This window comes from Thiohalocapsa sp., assembly GCF_019695415.1.
Lineage (GTDB): Bacteria > Pseudomonadota > Gammaproteobacteria > Chromatiales > Chromatiaceae > Thiohalocapsa.
On record NZ_JAIFKJ010000361.1, the window covers coordinates 1 to 1,893 of the forward strand.

A 1,893-nucleotide genomic window follows, 5' to 3' on the forward strand; every position below is an offset into this window, starting at 1 on the left:
ATCCAAGGCTAAACCCACCGCCAAACCCACGCCGGATGCAGAAGAGCCAGCGGCAAAGGCGCCGAGTCCACCGGCGTCGACCCCATCGATGCAACCATCCGCCGCGCGGCCGGCGACGCGATCGGCGAAGACCCCCGGGTCCCGGCCGGAGCCGACATCTGATCCAGCAAAAGGGCCAGAATCAGGGCCACAACCAGAGCCACGAACAGAGCCGGGACGGGCACCAACCCAACACCGTCGCGGCGGGGCCGACCTCGGTGCAGCGTCATCGACCAGTGCTGTTGCCGCCGATGCCTGCGTGTTGCTGCTGCATGTCGACGTCGCGGACGTGCTCGGCAACGCGGACCAGACGCGGCTGCAACAGCTGCTGCGAGGGCTCAGCGGTTGGCGCGTGCACAGCTCCGCGACCTTCGGCGGCGGGAGTGCGCAGGCCAAGGGCGCGCTGGCAAGCATCGAGAACGCCGACTGGCTCGCGCCGCCGGCGCGCGTCGCACTTCTTGCGGACGGCTCGCAACCGCCCATCACCGAGACCTTGCGCTTTCTGCGTGCGGTGCGGGCGGCCGCGGGCGAACATGCGCAAGTCGTACTCGCACTCGTGGGCGATCCAGACGGCGATGACCCCCTGCCCCCGCTGCCGGAGTTCGAGTTCCAAGACTGGCAGCGCAAGATCGAACAGCTGGGCGATCCCTATCTGCGGCTGGAGATGCTGGCCGGCCCGGCAGAGGAGGCCGAATAATGGCAACCAGGAGCCGCGCAGCGGCCCAACGCAGAGCAGCGCCCGGGTCGACGACCGCGACCGCGAGCACACCGGTTCTCGCCATCATGGGGCACCCGAACGCGGGCAAGTCCTCGGTGGTCGCCACGCTCACGGAGAATGACCGCATCGCCATCGACAAGCGTGCGGGCACCACCACCACGACCGACGACTATCCGGTCATCATCGACGGCCGCACCGTCCTGAGATTCATCGATACCCCCGGCTTCCAGAACCCGAGCGCCATCCTCGAGTGGTTTCAGGCCCACGCCGACGAGCCGGACCTGGCAGGCGCCTTCGTCGCCGAGCACGGCGATGACCGGATGTTCAGCCACGACTGCGCCCTGCTGCGCCCGGTGGCCGAGGGCGCCGGCATCATCCTGGTGGTAGACGGCTCCAAGCGAATCAAGGAAAAGGATCGCACGGAGATGGAACTGCTGCGGCTCACCGGTCGGCCGCGCATGGCCATCCTGAACAACCTGACCGATGTCGCCAAACACATGCCGGCCTGGCAGGACGCACTGAACAAGTCCTTCAACTCGGTGCGCGAATTCAACGCCCACCGCGCCACCTACGCCGAGCGCATTGCCCTGCTCGGGGCGCTCAAGACCATCGACCAACGCTGGGAGCCGATGCTCGACGAGACCATTCGCGCATTCGAGGCGGACTGGGACCGGCGCATCGAGCAGTGCGCCGACACCATCATGCAGCTGCTCAAGGACGCCCTGTCCAAGCGTGTCACCCGCGTCGTTAAGGTGGACGACATCGTCTCCGACGATCAGCGCGATGCCATCCAGCAGCAGCTGACCCTGGCCCTGCAGCAAGCGCTGCGGCAGTTAGAGGTGGACGCCCAGCAGGCCATCCGCAAGCACTTCAGGCACAACGTCTGGGACCTGCCACCGTCCTCGTTGCTGGCCAAAGATCTGTTTTCGGACGAGGTTGGAGCGGCACTTGGGCTCAAGCAGCGTCAGCTGGCCTTGGCCGGCGCCGCCGCCGGCGCGGTGTCGGGCGGCGCCATCGATATCGGCCTTGGCGGACTGTCCCTGGGCACCGCCGCGCTCATCGGTGGCGTGGTCGGCGGCGCGCTCGGCGTCCTCGGCGGCGCGGCCCTGGCCAAGATGGACCTCCAGCGTACCGTC

Annotated in this window: 2 protein-coding genes; both read left to right on the forward strand. The window is 67.9% G+C overall.

Annotated elements, in window-relative coordinates:
• Positions 1 to 88 precede the first annotated feature (88 nt).
• On the forward strand, positions 89 to 736 hold the full coding sequence (locus I6U14_RS10385) for a DUF2868 domain-containing protein (RefSeq protein WP_296899100.1): 648 nt from the start codon (positions 89 to 91) through the stop codon (positions 734 to 736).
• Between the two features lie 86 nt (positions 737 to 822).
• The coding region (locus I6U14_RS10390; protein ID WP_296899097.1) for a GTPase/DUF3482 domain-containing protein at positions 823 to 1,893 on the forward strand (1,071 nt) is incomplete at its 3' end.

Excerpts from the sequence above, each read along its gene's own strand:
- I6U14_RS10385 (WP_296899100.1), top strand. The coding sequence starts at position 89 with ATGCAACCATCCGCCGCGCGGCCGGCGACGCGATCGGCGAAGACCCCC.